This window comes from Flavobacterium aquidurense (assembly GCF_031458035.1).
GTDB classification, from domain to species: Bacteria; Bacteroidota; Bacteroidia; order Flavobacteriales; family Flavobacteriaceae; genus Flavobacterium; species Flavobacterium aquidurense_C.
On the sequence record NZ_JAVDXR010000002.1, the window covers coordinates 98,206 to 120,598 of the forward strand.

Below are 22,393 nucleotides of genomic sequence, written 5' to 3' on the forward strand. Positions count from 1 at the left end.
GATCGCAGTTCGCACAGAACTCAAAATAAAAACAAGTAACACAATTAATATAACTATAAAATTTTTAAAGATGAGAAAATCAATTACAACAGCGGCGGTAATTTTAGTAACCGCTTTTGGAGCAACAGTTCAGGCTAAAACGGTTAGCCCAAACACAATTGTCATAGTGCATGGAGCATGGTCTTCGGCAGGGGATTTTAAGTATGTGGAAGCAGAACTTAAAAAGAGCGGTAATGAAGTGATAACAGTAAATTTGCCTGGTCACGGAAAAGATAATACACCTGTAGCATCATTGACCTTGCAGGGCTATGTGGACGTTGTTAAAAAAGCAATTGGAACAAGGAAAAATATTACTCTTGTAGGACATAGTTTTGGAGGAATGGTCATCAGCCAGACCGCTGAGCAAATTCCGGGACAAATTAAAAAACTGATATACCTGTGCGCTTTTTTGCCAGCTAACGGAGAAAGTCTTTTTTCAATTTCAGCAGCAGATAAGGAAACTCATATTGGACAATACATACAGCCAGATGAAAAATCAGGCGTGGTAGGAATTGCGAAAGAAGGTATTTTAGATTTTTTCGCTGCAGATGCACCTAAAAAAACAGCTGATGTTTTGGTTGCTAATTTTAAGCCGGAACCAATGGGTCCTCTTGCAACTCCTGTTGAACTTACAGCAGCTAATTTTGGAAAAATAGATAAGGTATATATTTTTACTGAATATGATCATGCTATAGGGCTGACCCTTCAAAGAAGTATGGCAAAAACAGCTAATATAAAACAAACGTATACTTTACCTAGCAGTCATACACCGTTTTTCTCACAGCCAGGTGTGGTTGCAGCCATTTTAAATCAGGAAGCAAAATAAAGTACTGTCATTGGATTAGTGAAATAGTAAGAAATAACAATTACCAGCAAAAAACTTCTGTTAGTCATATGAAAGTATGATTATTAGAAGTTTTTTTATGAAATAGTTTTAATGTGCAGATTTATAGGTTGTTATGGTGAAAAAGAAGGTTTTGAAATGGAAAATGACAGAATTTTTTTAAATCTTAGTTTATTATAATTTTTAGTGATTTATTCACAGAAAAGCACGCTTTCATTAGATGTAATTTTGTTTAAGCAAGTAAGGCAATTCATTTTTAATTTTTTATCAAAATTAAAATTCCATAAGGAAGGAGATTTTGTTCGTAAGCTTGAAAGTGACAAAATAAAAAGAAATATCCTGTATTTCTATCATTAAAAAAAGTTACCAAATAATGGTTTTATAATTTCTAAAAAAAATATCAGGATGAAAACAATTAAAAATATAGTGCTCGTGCACGGCGCCTTTGCAGATGGCTCGGGATGGAGAGGCATATATGACATACTTGCTAAAAGAGGATATAATGTAACAGTGATACATAATCCACTAACATCATTAGAAGACGGAGTTCAGGCTATAAATTTAGCTTTAGACAAACTAGGTGACAGTACTGTACTTGTGGGACATTCATATGGCGGAGCAATAATTACTGAAGCTGGCAATCATGATCTTGTAGCGGCATTAGTGTATGTAGCAGCATTTCAGCCGGGAGATGGAGAAACGGCCTTACAATGGATTCAAACTGCTCCGCCGGCACCGGAAAATGGAGTGCTTCCTCCTGATGAAAATGGAATTATCTATTATGAAAAAAATAAATATCATATGGGTATTTGCGCTGATTTAAATGAAGAAGACGCCAATTTTATGTATGCCTCGCAAGGTGCATTTTATGCAAAAGGATTTGTAACGGCAATTAAAAGTGCTGCCTGGAAATCAAAACCTTCATACGGCGTAATTGCAACCGAAGACAAGAGCATTCCGCCAGAAATTCAGGAAGCAATGTATAAGCGTTCCAAAACAATTTCGACCTATGTCAAAGCAAGCCATGCGGTTTATATATCCCAGCCTGAAGCTGTGGCAGATGTCATTATTTCAGCATCCAAAAGAGATTGATTAAAAAATTAAGTTCTAAAAAAATTCATTTCATTTTTATCAAAATTAAATTCAATTGAAAATTTTATTAGGGTAAAAAATTTGCTAATAAAGATTAAAGGGTTAAGGTACGATGCGCAATTAATAATATATAAAAAACAGTCACAATGAAAAAATCTAGCTTCTTAGTATTACTCATAATACTATTTATTTCCTGTCAAACAGACAAAAAACAAATTAGCGCTGAAACAGCGGATTTAATTGTTACCAATGGTAAAATTGCCATTATGGATAAAAATAACACAATTAGTGAAGCAATAGCAATAAAAAAAGGGAAAGTGCTGGCGTACGGAACTTCATCAGAAATTCTAAAGCTAAAAGGGGAACAAACGAAAGTTATTGACGCTAACGGACGTACCATTATTCCAGGATTGAACGATTCTCATTTACATTTAACCAGAGGGGGACGTTTTTATAATGCAGAATTAAGATGGGATGGTGTAACTTCTTTGAAAACAGCATTAAGAATGTTAAAAGAACAGGCCGCCAGAACTCCAAAAGGACAGTGGGTAAGGGTAGTAGGAGGCTGGAGTCCCTTCCAGTTCGAGGAAAAAAGATTTCCGACAACCGAGGAAATTAATGAAGCTACAGGAGACGTTCCGGCATTCGTATTATTTCTATATAGTCGCGGCTGGATGAATAAAAGTGGTTTAAAAGTGCTTAAAATTGATGAAAATACAAAACCGCCTGAAGGAAGTTCTTATGAAAAAGGTCCAGACGGTAAATTGACAGGAGTGCTATTAGCAGAGCCAAATCCAACAATCCTTTATGCTGCAATAGGGGCATTGCCGCCTATGACCGATGAGCAAATGCTGAATTCTACCAGACAGTTTTATAGAGAATTGAATCGATATGGAATTACAAGCGGTATCGACGCCGGAGGTGGAGGGCATGCATTTCCTAAAGACTATGGCGCGACAAAATCACTTGCCAATCAGGGAGAAATGCCGATAAGATTGTCTTACTACTTATTTCCTCAAAATAAAGGAAAAGAGTTTGCAGAATTTCAAAATTGGATTGCAACGAATAAGGTAGGTAATAATGGAGAAATTCATTTAGATCATGGGTATGAGTTAGAAGGAGGAGGAGAATTTCTGACATGGAGTGCAGGTGATTTTGAAAATTTTCTGGCACCGCAGCCTATGTTAGAAGACAGACCATCGTGGCGAACCGATATCAAAAAAGTGATTCGTTTACATGTTGATAGCCGTTGGCCGTTTAGAATTCATGCAACTTACGGAGAAACTATTGAAAATATATTAGGCGTGCTTGAAGAAGTTAATAAAGAAACAAATGGGAAATTAGCAAAAGAAAGATGGCTATTTGATCATGCAGAAACCATTACTGAACAACAGCTGAAACGAGTTAAAGCACTAAACGGAGGCATTGCCATTCAATCCCGAATGGCGTATGCCGGAGAATATTTTGTTGAAAGATACGGAGCTGCTAAAGCAAAATATGCACCACCTTTAAAATTAATGATCAAAATGGGAATTCCTGTAGGAGCAGGCACTGACGGAACGCGAGTTGCCAGTTATAATCCCTGGCCAGCATTATACTGGATGGTTTCTGGTAAAACAGTGGGAGGATTACAGTTAAGTGCTCCTGATAACTTACTAACTCGTGAAGAAGCACTTTTATTATATACAAAAGGCAGTGCATGGGTATCAAAAGAAGAAAATGTAAAAGGTTCTCTGGAAAAAGGAATGTTTGCCGACTTTATACTTTTATCGGATGATTATTTCAGCGTACCAGAAAGTAAAATCAAAGATTTATCGGCTGTTTTAACAGTGGTAGGAGGTAATGTTGTCTTTGGTGACAAAGAGTTTGCAACACTAAATCCGGCAATAGATAAAGCAATTCCGGATTGGTCACCTGTTAATTTTTATGGAGGGTATCAAAAAAAATAATTTGTAAGAGAATCTTAAAAAATATTCAATCTGATATAATTTCTCCATGGAAATATTCCGGAGGCTAATTAGTAAAATAAAAAACAAATAAAATGAAGACAAAAATTATAATATCAGTCTTAACGATTTTGCTTTTAACAGGCTTTACATCGTATGCAAAACCTTCTGCAGAGAAAAATGAGGTTTTAATGAATACGATTTATAAAGCTGTGGAATACAAAACAATACTCGTTGATAGTTTAAAAATTTTTTACCGTGAAGCGGGGGAAACAACTAAACCTACCATTATATTATTGCATGGATTTCCGTCATCGTCGCATATGTACCGAAATCTGATAAACGAACTAGCTAATAATTATCATGTTATTGCTCCTGATTATCCTGGATTTGGTCAAAGCGGTGCTCCAACTCCACAACAGTATCAATACACATTTGATAACTTATCCATAACGATAGAGCACTTTATTGATAAATTAAGGATCACAAAAACCAGTCTTTACATTCAGGATTATGGGGGACCGGTTGGCTTGAGAATAGCAACGAGAAGACCTGAACTGATTCAGTCACTTATAATTCAAAATGCAAATGCTTATGTTGAAGGTTTAGGCGAAATTTTAAAACCGCTGATAGCATATATTGAAAATCCAAATGATAACACTGAAAAGGCAGCACGTTTTTTTCTGAGCATTGATGCTACAAAATGGCAATATTTAACCGGTGCAGAAGCTCCTGAGAAAATAGCGCCAGACAGTTATAGTCTTGATCAATATTATTTAGACAGACAGGGAAATGATGTTATCCAACTCGCCCTGTTTCGTGACTATGGCTCTAATATAGCTTTGTATGAAAAGTGGCATCAGTATTTTGCGAAATACAAACCGCCCATGTTAATTATTTGGGGTAAAAACGATCAGTTTTTTACTGCTCCAGGAGCAGGTGCCTATAAAAAAGACAATCCCAATGCTGAAATCCATTTATTGAACGGAGGTCATTTTGCTTTGGAAGAACATCATTTAGAAATCTCTAAACTGATTATTAATTTTTTAAGTAAAAAAGTTAAATAAAGACATCTTAGTAATATAAAAATCAAATATAAAAATCAATTAACCATTAAATCTGAATTATTATGAAAAATTTAATTTTAGCAGCAGTAGTTGCGTTATCGTCACTAAATGCATTCGCACAAAAGCCTAGTCCACAGCTTTTAAACCCTAAAAACCACACTTTGATTTTAGTAGATCATGAAAGTCAGATGGCATTTGCAGTAGGTAATATTCCGGTAGATCAACTTAGAACGAACACTGCTTTAGTTGCAGGAGCATCTAAGATTTTTAAAGTACCCACTGTTATTACAACTGTGGCAGAAGGATCGTTTAGCGGACCGGTTTTTCCTGAGGTTCAGGAATTTTATCCTAAATCAAGTACTAAGTATTTTGACAGAACCACTATGAATTTCTGGGAAGATGCTAATGCTTATAAAGAGGTAGTAGGCAAGGGAAATAAAACAATCGTAATGGGCGGTTTATGGACTTCTGTTTGTATAGTAGGACCTGCACTATCAGCCATAAATGATGGTTATACTGTGTACGTAATCACAGATGCAAGTGGAGATGTTACAGATGAAGCCCATAATCAGGCCGTAACGCGTATGGTACAAGCCGGAGCAAGACCTATTACTTCTATGCAATATTTATTAGAGTTACAACGTGACTGGGGAAGATCTGAGACTTATACAGCTGTGACAGATTTGGTTCAGAAATATGGCGGATCATATGGAATTGGTGTTCAATATGGACGAGCAATGCTTAAGCACTAATAAAGCAAAACAGAAATCATGACAGATATATTTTTTTCTCTCTTACGTTCAAATTTGGGAACCAAATTAAATAACATTGCATTGTTGTTTTTTAGGATTGCAATTTCATGTGAACTTATTTATGCGCATGGGCTAAAGAAAATAGGTATTGGGACAGCACTTGCAGAAGTTGTCCCTAATCCTTTAGGGCTTCCTGAGATATTAAATCAGGCTTTTGCAACGACTGCAAATCTTGTGATGCCCATTTTTATTATAGTGGGTTTAATGACACGCATAGCCACTTTACCTATTGTAGCGGTTACGCTGACAGGTTATTTTGTATTGCATTTTAACGATCCGGCACTGGTAAAAGATGTTCCGTTTATTTATAGCCTTTGTTTTTTGCTAATATGTTTTGTCGGTGCAGGCAGATATTCGATAGATTATTATATCAGTAAAGAAAAATGAACAAGAATTTAAGTTTTTAGGTGCTAAAAAAGAATTGCTTTTGAGTTTATGTATCGGCTTATAGTTTAATTCCTAAAAAAAAGGTACTTAAATAATTTTCAATTATTTAAACATAGAATAATCATGGAAAATAAAATATTAGGAATTCATCATATTACCGCAATTGCAGGTGATGCTAAACGCAACTTCGACTTTTACTCTAAGATATTAGGGTTACGCTTCATCAAAAAAACGGTAAATTTCGATGATCCGAAAACGTATCATTTTTACTTTGGTGACGAAGTAGGTAGTGCAGGAACAATATTAACTTTTTTCCCTTGGGGAGAACAAATACAGCAAGGTCGAAAAGGATCCGGAATGGCAACAGAAATTGGTTATTCTGTTCCAAAAGGCAGTCTTGATTTCTGGCAGAATCGTTTTGAGCAATACAATGTAATTTACAATAAACCGGCTGAAAAATTCGGAGAAAAATACCTAACATTCTTAGATCCTGATGGTTTAAAACTAGAACTGATAGAGTCTAAAACCAACGACAACAGAAAACCATGGGAAACTGAAGAGGTAAAATCAAATGTTGCAACTATGGGTTTCCATAACATTACTTTAACTTTAAAAAATATAAAGGCAACTGCCGAAATTTTAACCGAAATATTTGGTTATAAACTGACTGATCAGGATGTAAACCGATACCGTTATCGTACAGATGAGGTCGAAGAAGCAGCAATTGTAGACCTCGTTGAATTGGCTGACGAGAAAAAAGGGCATGTTGCCGGTGGGACTGTGCATCATGTTGCGTTTAGGGTTAAAAATGATGAAAGTTTGATTTATTTTAGAAATAGGATAGAAGCGTATGGACTTGAAATTACCCCTCAAATCGACAGACAATATTTTCATTCGCTCTATTTTAGAGAACCTGGCGGAGTTTTGTTTGAAATAGCAACGGATAATCCTGGTTTTATGATAGATGAAACTCTTGAAAACTTAGGCAAAGAGTTAAAATTGCCTTTGAAGTACGAATCTAAAAGAAAAGAGATTGAGGAAACTCTTGTTCAGATTAACTAATTTGAAGATCTGGTTCTTTTTTTTTACATTAGTTATGTATAATGCTGTAATACAGTAAAATAGTTTGTAAAAAGAGCTTCTTAATAGTTATAGTTTAAACCTTTTTAGTATTTTAGTAAAGACATAGTTTACCGATGCAGAATAATTTTTGCAATAATATAAATTATCAGTTATGAATTACCAAAAACTAGCATTTACGGATGCCATAAAAAAGTTGCAGGAAAAAAGTGGAAGCAGGAATGCTTACGAACACATGGAAAAGATGTCAATGGTTGATGGGCTGACAGAAAATGAGATTGATTTTATTTCAAATAGGGATAGTTTTTACATGGCCAGTTTTGGAGAGAATGAATATCCGTACATTCAACATCGCGGCGGGCCTGTTGGTTTTATTAAGGTTATTGATGATAAAACCATTGGTATAGTTGATTTTACGGGCAACAGGCAATATATTTCTGTGGGGAATATTTCTAATAATGATAAAGTTTCTCTATTCATGATGTCCTATGCGCAAAAAGCCAGATTAAAACTCTATGCCCGTGCAAAGGTTATTGATCTACAAGATAATGATGAATTGTACAATCAGCTGAAACCTTCTGATTATAAATTTAGGCCTGAAAGAATGATGATATTTGAAATACAGGCTTATGACTGGAATTGTCCACAGCATATAACACCACGTTTTACCAGAGAAGAAATCGAAATGGCCTTTCAACCGCAGAAAGAATACATCACTAAATTAGAAGATATAATAAAGGAATTAGAACAAAAATTGTCTGAAAAAGAGAAGTAAAAAATTTGTTCTTAATATGATAAAATGAAATTGCTAACAGTAGAACCAACAATCATTTTTGTTTTATTTAAATTTAACTATTAACTAAAATTGAATATGGAAAATTTAAAAGAATCCATAAGAGCTATAGATAGTCTTTTTATAGAAGAAAATAAAATACCTGAAACTTACAAGATTTCTGAAATTCACCAGCGTGAATATCTTTTAGACGGTAAATTAGTTCCATGGAAGGGTGAAGTAACAGAAATTTTTTCTCCGGTTTATATACCAGGCACTGATGGTTTGAAGCGCAAACTTGTGGGAACCATTCCTCATACTTCGGCCAAAGAAGCATTAGAATCTCTGGACGCTGCAGTTGGGGCCTACAATGACGGACAAGGCGTGTGGCCCACTATGAGTGTGGAGAACAGAATTAAGTGCATGCAGAAATTTGTTTACCTGATGATTCAGCAGCGAGAGCTGGTTATTAAATTGCTGATGTGGGAGATTGGAAAAAGCCTTCCTGATTCGACCAAGGAGTTTGACCGGACAGTAGATTATATCAACGCAACAATTGATGCCTTAAAAGATTTGGACCGCCAATCTTCAAGATTTGAGGAAGCCGAAGGAGTATTGGCACAAATCAGAAGATCTTCATTAGGGGTTGTGCTCAGCATGGGGCCATTTAATTATCCTTTAAATGAAATTTTTACAACCCTCATTCCCGCTTTAATAATGGGAAATACGATTTTATTTAAATTGCCTAAACATGGAGTTTTAGCACATTATCCTTTACTAAATGCTTTTAAGGAAGCATTTCCACCGGGAACTGTAAACACACTTTATGGAAGAGGGGCAGAAATTATTTCTCCACTAATGGAAAGCGGAAAAGTGAATGTTTTAGCTTTTATAGGATCGAGTAAAGTAGCCAATGGTTTGAAAAAATTGCATCCTAAAGCCAACAGACTTCGGTCTATTTTAAGTCTTGATGCCAAAAATGCTGCTATTGTGACCAAATATGCAGATTTAGATGTTGCGGTAAATGAGTGTCTTTTAGGGTCACTATCTTTTAACGGACAGCGATGTACAGCATTAAAATTAATTTTTGTGCAGAAAGAAGTGGCAGATGAATTTGTTCAAAAACTAAGCGATGCAGTGGCGGCACTTAAACCGGGACTTCCCTGGGAGAAAGATGTAAAAATTACACCACTGCCGGAACTCGACAAACCAGCTTATCTAAAAAGTTGTATTGATGATGCATTAGAGCATGGTGCTAAAGTCATGAATGAAAACGGGGGATATTCTAATAATTCATTCTTTTTTCCTGCAGTAGTTTATCCGGTAAATGACAGTATGAAATTGTATCATGAAGAACAATTTGGCCCTATTATTCCAGTAGTTCCTTTTGATTCTATCGACGAACCAATAGCGTATCAGATAAATGCATCGCATGGTATGCAGGTAAGTATTTTTAGTGAAGACCCTAAAGAAGTGGCAAGTCTTATTGATCCGTTTGTCAATTTAGTAAGCCGTGTCAACATTAACTGTCTCTCACAACGCGGTCCGGATGTTTTTCCATTTACCGGCAGAAAAGACAGTGCAGAGGGAACTTTATCAGTATCCGACGCTTTGCGCTCTTTTTCTATACGCTCATTGGTAGCAACTAAATCAACAGATGCTAATAAAAAATTACTTAATTCCATTGTGAGAGATCACGACTCTAATTTTTTAAGTACAGATTATATATTCTAATTAAAAACTTAACACTTGATTTTGCTTTACAAAACAGGCATTACTAATTTTAAAAATATTCAAATGACAAAGGCTGCAAATCATTTCAGCCTTTTTTCTATTTATATATTTGTTGGTCAACTTACTGTATTCTTCCTTTAAAATTATTCATTTTTTTACTTTTTTGCCCGTTGCTCTCCTATATTTTGGATCATTCACTATCAAAAGGTTACAGATATTAATCCAGGTTAATGTTTTTGGCATTTTTACTTCGGAAATTTGCATAAAATTTATAGATATGGAAACGAAAAACAAAAAAGACAATACATTAGAAATTGGAGACAGTTTACCTTCTTTTAGTTTACTGAATCAGGAGGGAGAGTTGTGGGATAGTAAAACCAAACTGGCCGGAAATATTAGTGTTATCTATTTTTATCCGAAAGATGAAAGCGGTATTTGTACTCAGGAGGCATGTGCTTTCAGAGATAGTTTTACTGCTTTTACTAATGCAGGTATCCAGGTGGTTGGTATCAATTCAGCGAATGTCGAGAGTCATAAGAAGTTTGCTAAAAAAAACAATTTGCCTTTTACATTATTGAGCGACACAAATAATAAGGTATTGAAGCAGTTTGGTGTTAGAAATGCATTATTCCTGACCGGACGTGAGACATTCATCTTTGACGGAGAAGGAAAATTGTTGTATAAATTCAGAAATTTCTTCAAAGGAGATGACCATGTTTCTAAAACATTAGCATTTTTGGGTATCAAAGCATAACAGCTTATTTTTCTTTTTTATAATAGCAGCATTCTATTTGTAGGATGCTGCTTTTTTTTCATATTAATTTAATACGGTTTAAAATCGAATATAAAATTAAATTTAACAGGATTCCATGTAATTCAAATTCTCTTTTCGAAATCATTTTTTCCTGCAGGATTCGACACTTAATCTCTTTTTTATTTCCTGAAAAAGAAGGGTACTAAAATATCTTTATTTTTTATAATTTTTGGTAAGCATTTAACAGAAATACAACTGTATTCAATTCCTAAGTTTGTGGTATAGAAACACTTAAACTTATAAATCATGGTAAAGAGATATCCACTTCCGCCATTTACACTCCAGACAGCAATTGAGAAAATTCAACTGGCAGAAGATTCCTGGAACAGCAGGGATCCCTATAGAGTAGCACAGGCTTATACTGCTGACAGTGAATGGAGAAACCGCCACTTGTTTATAAATGGCACTGAAGAAATTGTAGCATTCTTAACGGGAAAATGGTCAAAAGAGCTTGATTATAAGCTAAAAAAAGAATATTGGGCTCATACAGATAACCGGATAGCCGTCCGCTTTGAATATGAATATCATAATGATGAAGGAGAGTGGTTCAGAGCCTACGGAAATGAAAATTGGGAATTTAACGAAGATGGATTAATGCAAAGAAGGTTTGCTTGTATTAATGACCTGCCCATTAAAGAAAGTGACCGAAAATTAATTTAATCAATTAAAAATAGAGTTTAAAAAAAGTAAAAATTTAATTTAAAAAAACAGTATTATGAAAACAAGTTACCATACAAGAAAAATCAATGGAGTAGAGATTTTTTACAGAGAAGCCGGAGATAAAAACAAGCCAACACTAGTGTTGCTTCATGGATATCCAACATCGTCACACATGTTTCGAAATTTAATACATGATCTGTCTGATGATTTTCATTTAATAGCACCTGATTATCCGGGTTATGGCAGAAGTGAGCAACCACCATTGGCGGATTTTGCTTATACATTTGAAAATTTCAGCAATATTGTAAAAACATTATTGGATGAATTGGATATTAAAAAATTCAGTCTTTATTTAATGGATTATGGTGCACCAGTTGGTTTTAGAATTGCCAGTAGAAATCCTGACAGCATAGAGACGCTGATTGTACAAAATGGTTGTGCTTATGAAGAAGGTCTTGAGACTTTCTGGGATCCATTTAGAGCACTTTGGAAAGATAGAAATGACAAAGAAGCAGCAGCTACATTAAGTACTTTTCATGCTCCTGACGGACTGAAATGGCAATATACACACAATGTTCCAGATACTTCGGTAATTTCGCCGGACAACTGGGAAATTGATTTAAGACACTTAGAACGCCCAGAAAATGGTGATATTCAATTGGCACTTTTTTATGATTACAGAACTAATGTGCCCTTGTATCCGGAATGGCAGGAATATTTCAGAAAATACAACCCTGAAATGTTGATTGTATACGGAAAAGATGATTATATTTTTCCAGGTGTGGGAGCTGAAGCTTTCAAAAAAGACGTGAAAAATTTAGAGTTTCATTTGTTCAGCACAGGACACTTTGCACTTGAAAGTTTTGGTAGTGAAATGGGGGCACTTATCAAAGATTTTCTTTTGAGAAAAACGGGAAAATAATTAAGTGTTAAAAAAGATGGGGTATTTTTACTGCCCCATCTTTTTATAAATAAGTAAACGATCAAAAAAGTCTAAGTAACTATATGTTTCTTACCAACTATTTCTTTTCAAATTAGTTGAAATTTTATGTTTTTTTGGTATTGGCTAATAAAATTTTATCTATCTCTGCAACCGAAAGATTAATACCAATAATAATTCCTTTATCATCAATAAGATAATTATAAGGAATGTTTTCTATTCCGAAGGAGGCTTTTATTTTTTGATCCGTATCCAATAGATTTACCCAATCTAACTTATCTTTTGCAATAGCAGTATTCCATTGCTGTTTATTCTTATCAATAGAAATTCCAATTATTTCAAAATTAGCTCCTGCAAATTTTTGTTTCAATGCAATAAGCTCAGGGCTTTTTTTCCTGCAGGGTGCACACCATGACGCCCAAAAATCAATAAGCACAATTTTTCTATTGAATTTCTTTAAGTCAACCAGAGAACCATTTTGGTCTGGTAATTTAAAATCTAAGAAAGGCTTTCCTACGCCATAGGTGCCTAACCTGTCAATTCCTTTTTTAAAAAGCTTGAGGTACTGATCATTTTGCCTGGTAAGATCTAGAACAGAATAAAGGTTATTTAATTCCTTTTTGTTAAGTACTGGATTTACCATAGCCAATTCGGCCAATATTGCCCCGCTAAGAGGATGACCACGGTGTTTTTTTAAAAAGACTGTCAGCTTCGAATACAGCAAAGTATTAAAGTCTTTTTTTCCCGCATTCAATTGGTAAAAATCTAAATATTCCTTTTGTATCTGCGAAGAAAGGGATCCCTTAATCTGGTCAATATGCATTGTTTCAACAGATTTTCCGTCTTTAAGGGCCTTATTAACGCTGATTTGAAGCTCTATGTTACTATTCTCCAAATAAAACTGGGGAGCATTCTCGGCAGATTTTATGTAAATCTGTGCAGTTACAGTATCGCTTACTACGCCTTTAAATTCAAAATTATTATCGACAATCTTAACACTGTCCTCTACATTGTTATAGTATAAATAGGCAAATTTATCAGTTATGTCACCTTCAATACTGCCATGAATTTTAAACATGCTTAAATTGTTTTTTAATGTATTTTGGCTGTACAGACTTACAGTTCCTAAAATAAAAATAGATAATGCCCATTTTAAATTGGTTAATTTGATTTTAATCATTTTTTTTAATTTTTATTAAACGATGAATTAAGTATTAAATTGATTGAATATATTTTAGCTGCGTTTTATCCATTTATCTTTTCTTTATGGTACTGAGTTAACCATTTTTCCATTTTTTGTAATAACTTAACTTCTTCAGGATTACCTCCAGGGTCAGAAAGCCCCATGATTTTCAGACTGTAATTAAATTTCTTATCCTCAAAAATGCATGTGAATTTTGGGAACTCATGGTGTGAAACAAGCCATTTCCCATTATTTGTATTTTTTATTTCAAACTTCTTCATTGTATGGTCTTTTTGGAAAATGATCAGGTAAATACCGTTGCTATTGTACTAAATAAGTATTTATTTTCAGGCTTGGCTCTAAAATTAAGATTGAAAAGGACTTCAAAATGCAGTTTGTTGATCATAAAGCTCAATTTTTCTGCCGTCGGGATCAGCGATAATTGTCATAAATCCAAAATCGGTGATAGCGGGTTCAGAAAAAAAGTGTACATTATTATCCTTTAATTTCTGCACAGTTTCTTTAAAGCTGGTCAATTCAAAACCCAAACGTAAATTTACATCTGGGTACGCTTGCTCCTGTGCCAGCGGATAAATCTCCAGAATTGTTTGTCCCATTGCAGCATTATAATGCATAGGTGAATTTCCATGTTTATGGTATTCGAATGTTAATCCAAATAAACCATAGAAATCCGCCAGCCTTTCGGGATTTCCTGTTCGTAAAACTAATAAACGGATGTGCATGATAAAGATTTTTTTACATAGTCATTGGTAGTTCCATTAGAAATATTTCAGAAGCGTCCGACTTAGAAATTATTTAAATAGAAGCCAGATCCCGTAATGTGGTCGTATCTTGGTATAACACTTTTTCTATTTGGATAAAGCCATAATTGAATACACTTAACCGGTTTATTCCTGTTTTGTTAGATTCCGGTTCCTGAGCTCATGACCTGAATATCACTCTTTTTTAATAAAATCTTTTCTGTCCATATTTTTTGAGTTTCTGGGTTTGCAGCAAATTTCTGTTATAAATGAGAGCTTCGCATTGAACCAGGACAAGATTTTAAGCAAAATATCAGGATTTTAGTTTCCTGGATCGGATTTTAGATAGAAATTCCGGAGAAATTCCCAAATAAGAAGCAATGTAATGTTGTGGTACCCGCGACGGAATATTGGGGTATGTCTGTAGAAATTCATCATACTTTTGCTCCGCGGTGCAGGTAATGTTATGAAGTAAACGGTTTTGAGTTACTGCCAGATGGCGCTGCATTAAAATACGGAAAGCTCTCTCAAACCGCGGGGCTCGTTCAAAAAGCTGCTCTTTGGTTTCAGGGTTAAAGATCAGCAGTTCACAGTTTTCCAGAGTTTCTATAAAAATATGGCTGGGTTCGGTTTCGTAAATGCTGAATGATATATCACTGACCCATGAATTTTCAACTGCAAATTGCAGGACTACTTCGAAACCATTTTCATCGATATAATATTTCCGGATACAACCGCTAACTACAAATGCATCAAAATTACATCGTTCACCTTTTTGAAGCATAATAGTTTTCTTCTTGAGTTGTTTGAAATACAACAGCGAATTAAATATATCAAGCTCCTCCTGATTGAAGTTCACATATCTTGAAATGGCTGTATTTATTTGTGCAAACATTATCTCACTTGATTTCTTTTTCATCAAAATTAAATTAAAGTTTTTTTAAGATTTTTTTAATGTGCGTATTAAGTTAGCGTTATGAGAATTTTCTGTTCAATACGGGAAAATAAAAAATTTGCAATTTTCTTCTGCAATCCTTTAGTTAAAGCTAAATACCTCACGGTCTGCTACTATCAACATACAAATTTAGTCTCATTATTTGCATAGTATCCACAATGCCTGAACTTCGGGTTTATTTTTATTTCAGCGGTTATAATGTCGTATGATTCTTTCCAGTAGATTCTTAAAACTTATTCTTCTGACCATATAAATTGATAATAGCTTAATAATAATTGCTTTTGAACTATAGCCGGGATATTTTCATGTAAAAACTATTTTGCGAATCATACACTAATTTGAAATTAATAATCGTTGGTGAAAACGAAATTATGTAATAATGTCTTAGTCCATTTTGCAAGGATTCTTTAATTGTTTCTTTTCATATAGCCTCAACAGATAAAGACGTATTGACGCGTATAATATTGCATTATCTTTACTAAGCAACACTCTTTTAGCAATTTGACTGTTAGTCCTGTAAACTTTTTTTACGGTAATCTAAAGGAGTAAGTCCTGTATGTTTTTTAAAGAAAATACTAAAATAGGAGGTATAGCTGAATCCCAGCATATATGCAATTTCTTTCATCGTGTATTGAGAATCCTGAATTAAAACTTTTGCTACACAAAGCGTTTTTTCAGAAATTAACTGACCTGCCGTTTTTCCAGTCTTTTCTTTTATGATTGTTGACAGGTAGTTTTCATGAAGTTGCTGCATCTCGGCATAATCCTTTATGTGCAGTATTTGCTTCACTTTACCTTTAAGCAGCTGATCATAATGATATTCAAGATTTTGTATAAAGTCGTTCAAAATATCCGGATTTCGGGATTCTACATTATGTACACTATATCCTGCCCAGAATTCCTGTTTTATTTTAAGTAAAATTCTGGTAAGCAGATTTGCACATAATTTCTTTTTAAGGGGTGAATCTTTTTTTAGTTCCTGGTGAATTATTAAAATAATTGCTTTTAGCTCCTGTTGAAACTCTGCAGAGGTGTGTAGTGGCAAATGTCTTTCAAATAACAAAAAGGGGAACGTTTTATAAATAGAAATTCCGGCATATTTTATAATAAAATCTTCAGAAAATAATAAGCCATAGGTTTCGGTAACTTCGTCCCATCTTAATTCCTGCAAATCTCCAGGTTTATTCATAAACAGCATATTGGGTTTGATGTCGACCGTTAGATCTTCGTATCTCATCGACCCGTAAGAATCAATAACAATTCCAATTACAAAAAAGGTAGAACGGTGTAATGTATAAGTCCAAGGAAGCCGTTCTTTTGGATGTAATATTTTTGAAATTATTAATGAGAAATCTTCGTCACCCACGTGTCCCTCAGAGAAATTGCTGCCCATGACTTTTTCTGTATCGTAAAAATCGGGGATTTCTTTTTTTTCTATTTTACTCATTTTAAAAATAAATAGTTATACTAGATATGTACTATTTGATAAAGTTAGGGGTCAATTTTATAGTTTGAAATTGACTTAATATATAATCCTTTTCAGAGGCTAATCAATCATCTTTAAATATTCAGTGTTATGTTAATGTCGTAACTTTTGTTTAGAGGTAAAACATTAATCAGGAAGTGAGGTCTGATATTGCTTTCTGTAAACTCCCGGAGCACTGTGTGTCTGAGTTTTAAAAAAGCTATAGAAATAATTCAGATCATTAAAGCAAAAAAGGAAAGCGATGTCTTTCATTGATTTTTCGGAATATTTTAGAAGATACTTAATTTCATCTATTAGCTTTTCATTTATCCATTCATTTACAGTTTTTTGGGTACCGCTGGTTATTATCTTACACAGATAATTTTCATCTATATTTTGCATTTGTGCATGTTCTTTAATGCGCATCAGTACGGAACAATTACCGTTAATAAGTTCATTAAAATTATTTTCCATATTTTGGCGAAAATCGATTATAATTTTATTGTTTTTTTCGGTCACTTTTTTAGCACTTATTTCATTTTGCTGTTGTAATTGTACCAGGAATAAAAGGTTAAGAGCCATGTTTGCCATAATCTCTTCTTTATAACAAGCACCTGAAATTGCTACGGCATATATTTCAAGACAGGTTTGTTCAAAATAATTCATGGTTTCCTCCTCAAGGCAACAGCAGTAGCCGTTCTTAACATCAAAGTCTAAAATATTATTAATGCCGCCAGGAAAGTACGTTAAAATGAAAGATTTTTGGAATGTTATATTGTAAACCTTTTCCATATCTGTCCAGTCAATTTTAAAAAAGGAATCAGGACACGCTACTACGACATGATTAGGACGTAACTCAAATTTATTATCTCCCACAGTAAAACTGCCATTTGCTTTGACAACAATGGTGAAACTGTAATAATCAGATCTGAAAGTTGGAGAGTGAAAAGGAAATTTCAGATCCCATTCATGAACTTTTACTATTGAAAACTCGTCGTTATCTATGTAATCATGAAAAGTTAGATTTAAAAAATCAATCTGGTCTTTATATCTGCTAATTGTGGTGAGTTGTGGTATCATGATTTTGTAAAATAAAGTTAGACAATCTCTAAATGATGAATTGGGAACTTTTATTTTTCAAAGATATATGATATGAAAATTTCAGTAATACTCTATTATTGGCATTTACTTATAAAATTTAAAGATTTTAACTTTTATGTAAACTTTTCCTGTAATACGCGGGAGTGAGTGTAGTCTGGTTTTTAAAATAGGAGTTAAAATAACGACTGTTGGTAAATTGAAATAGGTCTGCAATTTCGGCTATGGGCATAGTTGTTTCTGTTAGTAAAATTTTAACTTCGCTCAGTAGTCTGCTATTAATCCAGGCAGTTGGGGTTCTTCCTGTTTTAGTTTTAATTACTCCTGAAAAGTAATCCTCATTTAAAAATTGTAAATCAGCAAAATCTTTTGCATTTAATTGTTTTGGCTTTTTCCCTTCTATTATTTCATTAAAATAGTTTTCTAAATCTGTATAAAAGGTAGTAATTATCGAATTATTATTATCATTAACAGGGTGGAACTGATTTTGAAAAAGTTCTTTAATCTTAATTAGCAAAAATTCTACCATGTTGCCAATTAGCATCAATTTTTGATCGGGGCTACGTTGAATTTCCTTTTTAATCTGGTGGGTGTTATTCTTTATTATCTGGTAGTTTTCAGGGTCTGCTTTTGTATAAATAAACGATTCAGAAAGTAGAAACGGAAATTCTTTGTATACGTCAGAAAAGCAATGGTCGGCAAGAAATTTTTCCGTAAAACAGATAAAACAGGCTTCAGTCAAATGATCGAATTTATAATTACGATGATGCCCCGGACAAGTTATAAATATACCTGATGATTCTAATTTAATTACTTCATCATTAAAAAGATGTGTTGCACTGCCTTCATTAATTATAAAAATAGTAAAGAAATTGGCTTTGTAAAAATCAGGGGCATTAAGATATTTATTTTTATTCCATTGGTCAATTTCCTGAAGCATAAAATCTTCGCTTATTAATTCAGTTGAAGGCAGTCCGAACCAATCACAAATCTCTTTCAGGGTATTAAATATGGGTATTTGCTTTTCCATTGAGTTTTTTAAATATTATACTACTTAAAACAGATAAAAAATAATACGATCTCTATTTTAAAAAGTTGATTTTTTTTTTAATTTTTTAGTCATGATATATTCATCGTAACTGGTTAATTGTTATTTGTTTTTATTATAAAATACTCCGTTTCAGTTTCTTATACAGTGCATATTTACTAAAGAAAAATAAGGTTTGCTAATCTGAAAGGGAAAAAAAAATCAAATCTTAGGTTTTTATAATCATTAGCAGATTATTCACAGAGAATGAAGTTTTCACTCGGCATAATTTTGCTTCAGAAAGTAAAAAAATAGTTTTAATCTTCTGTTGGAATTCTATTCTTCTGCTTTATAAGAAATGATTTTAAATTTTTAAACGACCTGATATTAAAATTAGGAATAAGTTTTTCTGCGAAAATAAATCATGAATTAAACTTGTCTTTGATTTATCATTCTCCCAAGAGACGGGAAACTTAATTGTAAGGAAACAAAGATGCTTAATACAACGGAAGTTATGAGCGGTGGTCATTTTTCATTATAAAGAACCATTATAATTCCCAGACTGATGTTGTATCCTGCTATAGTTGTTTTTGATTTCCCGAAAAAGTAGGGTTCACCAATATCTTTATTTTTTATAATTTTTGGTAAGCATTTAACAGAAATACAACTGTATTCAATTCCTAAGTTTGTGGTATCGAAATACTTAAACTTATGAATCATAGTAAAGAGATACCCAATTCCACAATTTACACAGGCACATGATTAACCGGATAACCGTCCGTTTTGAATATGAATATCATAATGAAGAAGGAGAGTGGTATAGAGCCTACGGAAATGAAAATTGGGAATTTAACGAAGATGGATTAATGCGGAGAAGGTTTGCTTGTATTAATGACCTGCCCATTAAAGAAAGTGACCGAAAATTAATTTAATCAATTAAAAATAGAGTTTAAAAAAAGTAAAAATTTAATTTAAAAAACAGTATTATGAAAACAAGTTACCATACAAGAAAAATCAATGGAGTGGAGATTTTTTACAGAGAAGCGGGAGATAAAAACAAGCCAACAGTAGTTTTGCTTCACGGATATCCAACATCCTCACATATGTTTCGAAATTTAATCCATGATCTGTCTGATGATTTTCATTTAATAGCGCCGGATTATCCGGGTTATGGAAGAAGTGAGCAGCCTCCAATTGGAGAATTTGATTATACTTTCGAAAATATGTCAAATATTGTCAAAACTTTATTAGACGAATTGGGTATCGGGAAATTCAGTCTTTATCTGATGGATTATGGAGCACCAATCGGCTTTAGAATTGCCAGCAGAAATCCGGATCAGATAGATACATTAATCATTCAGAACGGATGTGCTTATGAAGAAGGTCTTGAAACTTTCTGGGATCCAATCAAAGTATATTGGGGTGATATAAATAACAAAGAAGCGGAAAATACATTACGCGGTTTCCACTCTCCCGATGGATTAAAATGGCAGTACACTCACGGCGTACCAGATACTTCCTTGATTTCACCAGATAATTGGGAAATTGATTTAAGACATTTGGAGCGTCCAGAAAATGGCGCTATCCAATTGGCGATGTTTTATGATTACCAGACTAATGTAGTATTGTATCCTGAATGGCAGGAATATTTTAGAAAATACCAACCTGAAACCATTGTTGTTTATGGAAAAGACGATTATATTTTTCCAGGTGTAGGAGGAGAAGCTTTCAAAAAAGACCTGAAAAATTTAGAGTTCCATTTATTTAGCACAGGGCACTTTGCTCTTGAAAGTTTTGGTGCTGAAATGGGAGCACTTATCAAAGATTTTCTTTTGAGAAAAACGGGGAAATAATTAAGCAATTTACGGTTATCATTTTAATATGATAGCCGTTAAACAAGAATCAATGGACACTAAGAACCAAACCTGGCCTTCTGATGTAATAAATTACAAAAGTATTGCAATATGTGGCACCGAAATTTTTTACAGGGAAGCCGGTGACGGCTCAAAGCCAAATTTATTACTGCTGCATGGATATCCGTCATCGTCTCATATGTTTAGGAATATCATCCCGAAGTTATCAGAGCACTTTCATATTGTTGCTCCGGATTTGCCTGCTTTTGGATTCAGTGAAGCTCCTGCAAGAGACAATTTTGAGTATACCTTTGAAAATTTTTCCAACATAATGACCTGCTTTCTTGCGGCATTGGGAATTACAAAAACCAGTTTTTATCTTTTCGATTATGGCGCGCCTATTATCATGCGTCTGATAGTCAACAACCCTTCCTGTGCTGAAATGCTAATTTTCCAGAACGGAACTATTCATATGGAAGGTTTAGGGAATGGTTTGAAAAATACGATGGAACTATTTAAAAATAAAAATGAGGAAAATCTTGAAAAACTGGCAAAATTGGTTGGGCCGGAATACATACAATGGGAATATACCACTGGCGTACAGGATCCTACAAAAATAACCTCTGATACCTATAGTTTAGACCAGATGCTGATGGAAAGGAAAGGTTTAAAGAAAATACATCTGGCTATAAAGGAGGACTATAAAAACAATCTTCCGTTATATAAAACATGGCAGGAAACACTGTTTAAATTACAGCCCCCAACATTAATTGTCTGGGGCGAGAATGATCAGGTTTTTACTAAAGAGGGAGCTTTAGCAATACATAATGAAATGAAAGAGTCGAAGTTAGTTTTTTACCCCACAGGACATTTTGCCCTTGAAGAGTTTGGGGCAGAAATAACACAGGAGATTTTAGAATACCATCAATCAATTTTATCAAAATAAATGGAAACGTATAAGTATATTTTATTATTCCTGTCTGCTATTGCAGGAGGTGCTTTAAATGCCTTTGCCGGCGGAGGAGGATTCATAGTTTTTCCCAGTTTAGTTTTAAACGGAATTTCTTCCATACGGGCAAATTCAATGACCTGCGTTTCGCTTTGGCTTGGGAATATAGTAAGCGCAAAGGCTTTCCAGAAAGATATAAGGATAAGTGCAACTGACCTGAAGTATCTTCTTATGATAAGTGGTTTGGGTGGTTTGTGTGGAGCAATTTTGATGATTTTTACAAATCCGGAAGTTTTCAAGGCATTGGTGCCCTATTTTCATTTGGTTTCATGGGGCACTTTTGCTTTTAGCAAATCTATTTTGAAATATTTCCAAAAAGGAGCTAAAGAGAATCAGCATTTTGTTTATACACACAGTAAAATATTGCCAATTTTCCTGATCAATTTATATGGGGGCTATTTCAATGCGGGCATTGGTATTATCATCCTGTCTTTTTTTACCTTATATGGAATGAAAAATCTAAATGAAATGAATGGGTTAAAGGTTGTAATGGTTTCGGTAAACAATGGAATAGCTGCAGTTTGTTTTATATTTTCAGGGCTTGTAGACTGGGATATAACGCTTGTTTTAATTGTCGGGGCTTTGGCAGGGGGGTACTACGGGGCACTATTTTCCAGAAATATAAATCAGGAGGTGGCTAGAAAAGGGATTATACTGGTAGGAGGAGTTATGGCAATTTATTTCTTTATGATGTAATAATTTGCCGATATGCTTTATTCTTAATTATTCTTTTTTGTAGTTGTATTAAAAAGAGACGCTACATTCCAATTTTTAAATATCAATACTTTGTATTTGAAAATTAACGAAATAAAGCTAAAATTAAATGCAATGTTTTTTATAATCTATTGATTTTTA

22 protein-coding genes and 1 pseudogene are annotated in these 22,393 nt (G+C 33.9%); 16 read left to right on the plus strand and 7 right to left on the minus strand.

Translation table 11 applies throughout. The annotated features are described in order from the left end of the window. Positions 1–70: 70 nt before the first annotated feature. The 12 genes from J2X17_RS03705 (at position 71) to J2X17_RS03760 (ending at position 12,169) form a co-directional block, all read left to right on the plus strand. Positions 71–865, plus strand: coding sequence for an alpha/beta fold hydrolase (locus tag J2X17_RS03705; protein ID WP_310294828.1), 795 nt, complete (start codon positions 71–73; stop codon positions 863–865). Positions 866–1,288: 423 nt separating this feature from the next. Further along, positions 1,289–1,975 (plus strand): alpha/beta hydrolase, encoded by a 687-nt coding sequence (locus J2X17_RS03710; RefSeq protein WP_310294829.1) that lies wholly within the window; start codon positions 1,289–1,291, stop codon positions 1,973–1,975. Positions 1,976–2,121: 146 nt separating this feature from the next. Beyond that, positions 2,122–3,924, plus strand: a complete 1,803-nt coding sequence (locus J2X17_RS03715; RefSeq protein WP_310294830.1) for an amidohydrolase — start codon at positions 2,122–2,124, stop codon at positions 3,922–3,924. A 92-nt stretch (positions 3,925–4,016) separates the two neighbouring features. Next, a complete protein-coding gene (locus tag J2X17_RS03720) occupies positions 4,017–4,988 on the plus strand; it encodes an alpha/beta fold hydrolase (protein ID WP_310294831.1) in 972 nt (323 codons plus the stop codon). 62 nt (positions 4,989–5,050) lie between these two features. After that, positions 5,051–5,740, plus strand: coding sequence for an isochorismatase family protein (locus J2X17_RS03725; protein ID WP_310294832.1), 690 nt, complete (start codon positions 5,051–5,053; stop codon positions 5,738–5,740). 18 nt (positions 5,741–5,758) lie between these two features. After that, on the plus strand, positions 5,759–6,187 hold the full coding sequence (locus J2X17_RS03730; RefSeq protein WP_310294833.1) for a DoxX family protein: 429 nt from the start codon (positions 5,759–5,761) through the stop codon (positions 6,185–6,187). 123 nt (positions 6,188–6,310) lie between these two features. Continuing rightward, positions 6,311–7,249: a ring-cleaving dioxygenase gene (locus J2X17_RS03735; protein ID WP_310294834.1), complete on the plus strand. Its 939-nt coding sequence runs from the start codon at positions 6,311–6,313 to the stop codon at positions 7,247–7,249. 172 nt (positions 7,250–7,421) lie between these two features. After that, positions 7,422–8,042, plus strand: a complete 621-nt coding sequence (locus J2X17_RS03740; RefSeq protein ID WP_310294835.1) for a pyridoxamine 5'-phosphate oxidase family protein — start codon at positions 7,422–7,424, stop codon at positions 8,040–8,042. Between the two features lie 96 nt (positions 8,043–8,138). Then, a complete protein-coding gene (locus tag J2X17_RS03745; RefSeq protein WP_310294836.1) occupies positions 8,139–9,773 on the plus strand; it encodes an NADP-dependent glyceraldehyde-3-phosphate dehydrogenase in 1,635 nt (544 codons plus the stop codon). A 277-nt stretch (positions 9,774–10,050) separates the two neighbouring features. Then, positions 10,051–10,527, plus strand: coding sequence for a peroxiredoxin (locus J2X17_RS03750; protein WP_310294837.1), 477 nt, complete (start codon positions 10,051–10,053; stop codon positions 10,525–10,527). 306 nt (positions 10,528–10,833) lie between these two features. After that, entirely contained in the window at positions 10,834–11,247 is a 414-nt protein-coding gene (locus tag J2X17_RS03755) for a nuclear transport factor 2 family protein (RefSeq protein WP_310294838.1), read from the plus strand. A 55-nt stretch (positions 11,248–11,302) separates the two neighbouring features. Continuing rightward, on the plus strand, positions 11,303–12,169 hold the full coding sequence (locus J2X17_RS03760) for an alpha/beta fold hydrolase (RefSeq protein WP_310294839.1): 867 nt from the start codon (positions 11,303–11,305) through the stop codon (positions 12,167–12,169). A gap of 124 nt (positions 12,170–12,293) precedes the next feature. Here J2X17_RS03760 and J2X17_RS03765 read toward each other — a convergent pair whose 3' ends face one another. The 7 genes from J2X17_RS03765 to J2X17_RS03795 all read right to left on the minus strand — a co-directional run bounded on the left by J2X17_RS03765 (position 12,294) and on the right by J2X17_RS03795 (position 18,679). Beyond that, complete coding sequence (locus tag J2X17_RS03765; RefSeq protein WP_310294840.1) at positions 12,294–13,265, minus strand: TlpA disulfide reductase family protein; 972 nt, start codon at positions 13,263–13,265, stop codon at positions 12,294–12,296. A 167-nt stretch (positions 13,266–13,432) separates the two neighbouring features. Continuing rightward, a complete protein-coding gene (locus tag J2X17_RS03770) occupies positions 13,433–13,651 on the minus strand; it encodes a hypothetical protein (RefSeq protein WP_310294841.1) in 219 nt (72 codons plus the stop codon). Between the two features lie 102 nt (positions 13,652–13,753). After that, positions 13,754–14,113 carry a VOC family protein gene (locus J2X17_RS03775; RefSeq protein WP_310294842.1) on the minus strand — a complete coding sequence of 120 codons (360 nt, stop codon included), beginning with the start codon at positions 14,111–14,113 and terminating at the stop codon, positions 13,754–13,756. A 331-nt stretch (positions 14,114–14,444) separates the two neighbouring features. Beyond that, positions 14,445–15,050 carry a Crp/Fnr family transcriptional regulator gene (locus tag J2X17_RS03780; RefSeq protein ID WP_310294843.1) on the minus strand — a complete coding sequence of 202 codons (606 nt, stop codon included), beginning with the start codon at positions 15,048–15,050 and terminating at the stop codon, positions 14,445–14,447. Between the two features lie 544 nt (positions 15,051–15,594). Continuing rightward, complete coding sequence (locus tag J2X17_RS03785) at positions 15,595–16,533, minus strand: helix-turn-helix domain-containing protein (protein ID WP_310294844.1); 939 nt, start codon at positions 16,531–16,533, stop codon at positions 15,595–15,597. A 165-nt stretch (positions 16,534–16,698) separates the two neighbouring features. Then, positions 16,699–17,631 carry a helix-turn-helix domain-containing protein gene (locus J2X17_RS03790; RefSeq protein WP_310294845.1) on the minus strand — a complete coding sequence of 311 codons (933 nt, stop codon included), beginning with the start codon at positions 17,629–17,631 and terminating at the stop codon, positions 16,699–16,701. 127 nt (positions 17,632–17,758) lie between these two features. Continuing rightward, positions 17,759–18,679, minus strand: coding sequence for an AraC family transcriptional regulator (locus J2X17_RS03795; RefSeq protein ID WP_310294846.1), 921 nt, complete (start codon positions 18,677–18,679; stop codon positions 17,759–17,761). Positions 18,680–19,431: 752 nt separating this feature from the next. On the opposite strand from J2X17_RS03795, the pseudogene J2X17_RS03800 reads away from it, so the two are divergent. From J2X17_RS03800 to J2X17_RS03815, 4 genes and pseudogenes are all read left to right on the plus strand, one after another. Next, a pseudogene (locus J2X17_RS03800) lies at positions 19,432–19,608 on the plus strand (DUF1348 family protein); the annotation flags it as partial. A 54-nt stretch (positions 19,609–19,662) separates the two neighbouring features. Then, complete coding sequence (locus J2X17_RS03805; RefSeq protein ID WP_310294847.1) at positions 19,663–20,529, plus strand: alpha/beta fold hydrolase; 867 nt, start codon at positions 19,663–19,665, stop codon at positions 20,527–20,529. A 52-nt stretch (positions 20,530–20,581) separates the two neighbouring features. Next, positions 20,582–21,475 carry an alpha/beta fold hydrolase gene (locus tag J2X17_RS03810; RefSeq protein WP_310294848.1) on the plus strand — a complete coding sequence of 298 codons (894 nt, stop codon included), beginning with the start codon at positions 20,582–20,584 and terminating at the stop codon, positions 21,473–21,475. Then, positions 21,476–22,234 (plus strand): sulfite exporter TauE/SafE family protein, encoded by a 759-nt coding sequence (locus J2X17_RS03815; protein ID WP_310294849.1) that lies wholly within the window; start codon positions 21,476–21,478, stop codon positions 22,232–22,234. Positions 22,235–22,393 lie beyond the last annotated feature (159 nt).

Coding starts and splice junctions, on each gene's coding strand:
- J2X17_RS03755 (WP_310294838.1), top strand. CDS start 10,834: ATGGTAAAGAGATATCCACTTCCGCCATTTACACTCCAGACAGCAATT.
- J2X17_RS03715 (WP_310294830.1), top strand. CDS start 2,122: ATGAAAAAATCTAGCTTCTTAGTATTACTCATAATACTATTTATTTCC.
- J2X17_RS03765 (WP_310294840.1), bottom strand. CDS start 13,265: ATGTTTAAAATTCATGGCAGTATTGAAGGTGACATAACTGATAAATTT.
- J2X17_RS03710 (WP_310294829.1), top strand. CDS start 1,289: ATGAAAACAATTAAAAATATAGTGCTCGTGCACGGCGCCTTTGCAGAT.
- J2X17_RS03705 (WP_310294828.1), top strand. CDS start 71: ATGAGAAAATCAATTACAACAGCGGCGGTAATTTTAGTAACCGCTTTT.
- J2X17_RS03760 (WP_310294839.1), top strand. CDS start 11,303: ATGAAAACAAGTTACCATACAAGAAAAATCAATGGAGTAGAGATTTTT.
- J2X17_RS03790 (WP_310294845.1), bottom strand. CDS start 17,631: ATGATACCACAACTCACCACAATTAGCAGATATAAAGACCAGATTGAT.
- J2X17_RS03730 (WP_310294833.1), top strand. CDS start 5,759: ATGACAGATATATTTTTTTCTCTCTTACGTTCAAATTTGGGAACCAAA.
- J2X17_RS03805 (WP_310294847.1), top strand. CDS start 19,663: ATGAAAACAAGTTACCATACAAGAAAAATCAATGGAGTGGAGATTTTT.
- J2X17_RS03740 (WP_310294835.1), top strand. CDS start 7,422: ATGAATTACCAAAAACTAGCATTTACGGATGCCATAAAAAAGTTGCAG.
- J2X17_RS03735 (WP_310294834.1), top strand. CDS start 6,311: ATGGAAAATAAAATATTAGGAATTCATCATATTACCGCAATTGCAGGT.
- J2X17_RS03810 (WP_310294848.1), top strand. CDS start 20,582: ATGGACACTAAGAACCAAACCTGGCCTTCTGATGTAATAAATTACAAA.
- J2X17_RS03725 (WP_310294832.1), top strand. CDS start 5,051: ATGAAAAATTTAATTTTAGCAGCAGTAGTTGCGTTATCGTCACTAAAT.
- J2X17_RS03720 (WP_310294831.1), top strand. CDS start 4,017: ATGAAGACAAAAATTATAATATCAGTCTTAACGATTTTGCTTTTAACA.
- J2X17_RS03775 (WP_310294842.1), bottom strand. CDS start 14,113: ATGCACATCCGTTTATTAGTTTTACGAACAGGAAATCCCGAAAGGCTG.
- J2X17_RS03750 (WP_310294837.1), top strand. CDS start 10,051: ATGGAAACGAAAAACAAAAAAGACAATACATTAGAAATTGGAGACAGT.
- J2X17_RS03780 (WP_310294843.1), bottom strand. CDS start 15,050: ATGAAAAAGAAATCAAGTGAGATAATGTTTGCACAAATAAATACAGCC.
- J2X17_RS03795 (WP_310294846.1), bottom strand. CDS start 18,679: ATGGAAAAGCAAATACCCATATTTAATACCCTGAAAGAGATTTGTGAT.
- J2X17_RS03785 (WP_310294844.1), bottom strand. CDS start 16,533: ATGAGTAAAATAGAAAAAAAAGAAATCCCCGATTTTTACGATACAGAA.
- J2X17_RS03745 (WP_310294836.1), top strand. CDS start 8,139: ATGGAAAATTTAAAAGAATCCATAAGAGCTATAGATAGTCTTTTTATA.
- J2X17_RS03815 (WP_310294849.1), top strand. CDS start 21,476: ATGGAAACGTATAAGTATATTTTATTATTCCTGTCTGCTATTGCAGGA.
- J2X17_RS03770 (WP_310294841.1), bottom strand. CDS start 13,651: ATGAAGAAGTTTGAAATAAAAAATACAAATAATGGGAAATGGCTTGTT.